At 70.7% G+C, this 3,869-nt stretch carries 4 protein-coding genes; 3 read left to right on the top strand and 1 reads right to left on the bottom strand.

Annotated features, from left to right (window positions below; genetic code table 11):
* Positions 1-887: LacI family DNA-binding transcriptional regulator (locus tag FPZ41_RS45425; RefSeq protein WP_322621555.1), on the bottom strand; the 887-nt coding region annotated here is incomplete at its 3' end.
* Between the two features lie 235 nt (positions 888-1,122).
* Between FPZ41_RS45425 and FPZ41_RS45420 the strand changes: the two genes are divergently transcribed.
* The 3 genes from FPZ41_RS45420 to FPZ41_RS45410 are packed head-to-tail and all read left to right on the top strand — an operon-like array spanning position 1,123 to position 3,769.
* Positions 1,123-1,953, top strand: a complete 831-nt coding sequence (locus FPZ41_RS45420; RefSeq protein ID WP_152870651.1) for an ABC transporter permease — start codon at positions 1,123-1,125, stop codon at positions 1,951-1,953.
* Positions 1,950-2,741 carry an ABC transporter permease gene (locus FPZ41_RS45415; protein WP_152870649.1) on the top strand — a complete coding sequence of 264 codons (792 nt, stop codon included), beginning with the start codon at positions 1,950-1,952 and terminating at the stop codon, positions 2,739-2,741. Before FPZ41_RS45420 ends, FPZ41_RS45415 begins: the two co-directional genes overlap by 4 nt.
* On the top strand, positions 2,741-3,769 hold the full coding sequence (locus FPZ41_RS45410; protein WP_152870647.1) for an ABC transporter ATP-binding protein: 1,029 nt from the start codon (positions 2,741-2,743) through the stop codon (positions 3,767-3,769). The genes FPZ41_RS45415 and FPZ41_RS45410 overlap by 1 nt, the downstream gene beginning before the upstream one ends.
* Positions 3,770-3,869 lie beyond the last annotated feature (100 nt).

The raw sequence follows: 3,869 nt of genomic DNA, 5'->3' as shown, positions 1-3,869 counted from the left end.
GCCGCCACCCTTCCGAGCTCTTCGCCGTCCACGTCGATCGCGGGCACCCCGTTCATGCCGAGCGCGTCGAGAACGGAACGTTCCGCACTGATCAGCATGTCGTCCGGGACCCGTACGCCCCGGCGTTGGAGGGCCGCCAGCAGTCCCAGCGCGACCGAGGTGGCGTAGGGGACCACCGCGGTCGCCCCGGTCGCGAGCACAGGGCCCGCGCTCTCCACTCCGGCGGTGAAGGTGGCCGGCACCGGTCCCAGTACGGTCAGTTCGGTGCGCCCGGCGGCTGCCTCACGGACCGCCTCCTGGCGGCGCAGGCTCTGCCAGGAGCCGTGCGGCCCGCCGAGGTAGGCGATGTGCCGGTGCCCTGCCCCGGCCAGGTGGCCGATGACCTCACCGAAGGCACGGGCGACGTCGGCGGAGACGGACGGCAGCCCGGAGACCTCGCGGTCGATGAGGACCGTCGGGGCGAGGCGGGCGACGGCCCGCAGATCGTCGTCGGTGCCGCGCGGTGCCGTGATGAGGAATCCGTCGACCTGCCGGGCGAGCCGGGACAGCGCGTCGTGGTCGTCGGCTTCGTGGACGGCCACTGTGAGCTGGACACCGGCCTGAGCGGCCCGGGCCTGGGCGCCGTTGACGATCGGGGTGAAGAAGCTGTTCTCCAGGTCGGGCACCACGAGCGCGATGAGACCGGTACGGCCATGGGCCAGGGCCCGCGCCACCCGGCTGGGCTCGAAGCCCAGGGCGACGGCGGCGTCATGGACCCGCGCCCTGGTCGCCGGGGCGACGATGTCCGGTCGGCTCAGCGCCCGCGACGCCGTCGACTTCGACACCCCCGCGCGCCGTGCCACGTCGTCGAGCGTGGGCACCTGGCTCGCGCCCCCAGTGGGATTCACCGCACCTCCCCTTCCCCCGGACTTCGCCGGGGATCGTCCCCGAGTGGGCCTGTGTCCACCCCGGAAATTCCCCGGCGAGGACTCCCGGCCCCTTGAGGTAACAGGTTTTACATCAACGTCACGCGCGGGGCTGACACAACAGCCCTTCGTCACCTAAGGTGCCTGCAACCGGTTGCTGCAACCGGTTGCAGCGATGATACTCATCACTCGCAGTCAAAGGAATCGAACTCCACCCATGTTCCACAGGCCCCGAGCAGGCGCACTGCTGCTGTTCCCCGGGCTGCTCCTGATGGTGCTCGGCTTCGCCGTGCCGTCCGCCGCGATGCTGTTCGCGCCACCGGGAGTCAGTCCGTCCGAGGTGTTCACGCGCCTCACGAAGATGCTCACCGACGGATACGACCTCCAGATCATCGGTCGCACCCTGACCCTCGGACTGATCGTGACCGTCGTGTGCGTCGTGATCGCCTTTCCCATCGCGAGCCTGCTGGCCCGCTCGACCTCCCGTTGGGCCGGGCTCTGGCTGGCGCTGGCGGTCTTCCCGCTGTTGCTGAGCAACGTCGTGCGCAGCTTCGGCTGGCTGGTGATCCTCGGATCCAACGGGGTCATGGGCCGGATCATCACCGGCCTCGGGCTGGCGGAGCAGGCTCCCCAACTGCTGTACACGCCACTGGCCGTCGTACTCGGCCTGGTCCAGCTCTTCCTGCCGCTGGCCGTCGTCTCCTGCTACTCGGCGGTCGCCCAGGTCGACCGGGGGCTCGACGACGCCGCCCGGGGCCTGGGCGCGAGCCGGCTGCGCACGCTGTGGACCGTGGTGGTTCCGCTGTCGCTGCCGGGCATCGCCGTCGCCGCCACCCTGGTGTTCGCCGGGAGCATCACCGCGTACACCACCCCCTATCTCCTCGGCGGATCCTCCCAGCGGATGCTCGCCACCCAGCTGTTCGTCCACGCGAACGTCACCGTCGACTGGGCCGCGGCCTCCGCGACGGCGCTCGTGATGACCGTGCTCGTCTTCGCGCTCTCCGGAATCGGATCGGCCGTGGCGCGTGTGAAGGGACGGGTCGCATGAAGGCACGACCGATAGCCGCCGCACTGGCCGTCCTCGGCTACGTGATCATGCTCGTCCCGATCCTGTTCGTCGTGGCCAGCGCGTTCACCTCCAGCAGCACCCTGTCGTTCCCGCCCAAGGGCTTCTCGCTGCAGTGGTTCGGCAAGGCCGCCGCCTACCAGCCGTTCACCGACGCGCTCCTCTCCAGCCTGCTGCTGGCCGGCTGTGCCACCGCACTGGCCCTGGCGCTCGGTGTTCCGGTCGCCCTCGGCCTGCACCGCGGGGCGATACCCGGCCGGTCCCTGCTGCAGGGACTGTTTCTGTCCCCGCTGGTCGTGCCGGAGCTGGTCATCGGGCTCGCGCTGTACCAGCAGCTGATGATCGGGCTCGGGCAGACCGCGTTCGCCGCTCTTCTCATCGGGCACGCCGTGCTGCTCATGCCGTACGCGGTACGTGTCACGGGAGCCGCTCTCACCCTGGCCGACCCCGCTCTGGAGGAGGCCGCACGCGGGCTGGGCGCAACGCCCTGGCGCGCGTTCCGCACGGTCACCCTGCCGCTGCTGCGTCCCGGCGTGATGTCGGCGGCACTGCTCGGCTTCATCACGTCGTTCAACAACGTGCCGCTCTCGCTGCTGCTCCAGAGCCGGGACTTGGGGACTCTGCCGGTGACGATGCTCGACTACGTCCAGCAGTCCTACGACCCCGTCATCGCGGCCATGTCCACGCTCATTCTGGCCGCCACCATCATCGTCGCCGTCGTCGCCGAACGCACCGTCGGCTTCACCAGGATCTTCGGGGGGATCAACTGATGACCGCCGCCGCCCAGTTCATCGACGTCACCCGGACCTTCGGCGACTTCACCGCCGTCGGGTCCCTGAACCTCGACATCCCCGAAGGAAGGATCACCACGCTGCTGGGGCCGAGCGGCTGCGGCAAGACGACCACGCTGCGCATGCTCGCCGGCTACACCGCACCCAGCTCGGGCACGATCCGCATCGCCGGGAAGGACGCCACCCGGCTGCCTCCGGAGAAGCGCAACCTCGGCATGGTCTTCCAGTCGTACGCCCTGTTCCCCCACATGAGCGTGGCGGACAACGTCGGCTACGGGCTGAAGCTCCGCAAGATCCCGGCCGCCGAGCGTCGCAGCCGGGTGGCCGAGGCGCTGGACCTCGTGGGCCTCGGCCATCTGGCCGCGCAGCGCCCCAGGAAGCTCTCGGGCGGGCAGCAGCAGCGGGTGGCGCTCGCCCGTGCCATCGCCATCCGTCCGTCGCTGCTGCTGCTCGACGAGCCGTTGTCCAACCTGGACGCCCGGCTGCGGGTGCAGATGCGCGCCGAGATCCGCCGGATCCAGGCCGAGACCGGCCTCACCGTGGTCCTGGTGACCCACGACCAGGACGAGGCGCTGGAGATGTCCGACGTGATGGTCCTGATGCGTGCCGGACACGTCATGCAGAGCGGCTCGCCGGCCGAGGTCTTCCCGCGCCCCGCCAACCGCTTCGTCGCCGAGTTCCTGGGCTACGAGAACTTCGTCCCGGCGGGCCCGGCGGCTTCCGACGGCGCCACGACCCTGACCGTGCGCCCGGAGCACCTGGAGATCGTCCAGGGTGAGGCACCGGACGGGGCCCGGCTGGCCCTGCCCGCGACGGTCACGGGCATCGCCTACCGCGGGGTCGACCGGCACCTCACCCTGGCCGCCCCCAGGGTCAAGGGCGAGGGCGAGGGCGACGTCACCCTGATCGCGACGGTACGGGCGGACCACTCCCGGGCCGACTGGCGTCCGGGCGACCAGGTCACCGTGGCTGCCCGGCCGGAGCACGTGGTCGAACTGGCCGACTGAACAGCGGACTTCACCGCCATCGGGTCCGTACGACACCGACGGCACCGCCTCTCCCCTCTTTCCCTCTCTCCCTCTTTCCCCCGCTCTCCCCGCTTTCCCC

The organism is Streptomyces acidicola (assembly GCF_009377235.1).
Classification (GTDB): Bacteria; Actinomycetota; Actinomycetes; order Streptomycetales; family Streptomycetaceae; genus Streptomyces; species Streptomyces acidicola.
The sequence above is the reverse complement of the archived record's forward strand: the minus strand, read 5'-3'. Positions and strand labels throughout refer to the sequence as shown.

What these genes read in the sequence shown, in the direction of transcription:
- FPZ41_RS45420 (WP_152870651.1), top strand. Translation starts at nt 1,123, where the DNA reads ATGTTCCACAGGCCCCGAGCAGGCGCACTGCTGCTGTTCCCCGGGCTG.
- FPZ41_RS45415 (WP_152870649.1), top strand. Translation starts at nt 1,950, where the DNA reads ATGAAGGCACGACCGATAGCCGCCGCACTGGCCGTCCTCGGCTACGTG.
- FPZ41_RS45410 (WP_152870647.1), top strand. Translation starts at nt 2,741, where the DNA reads ATGACCGCCGCCGCCCAGTTCATCGACGTCACCCGGACCTTCGGCGAC.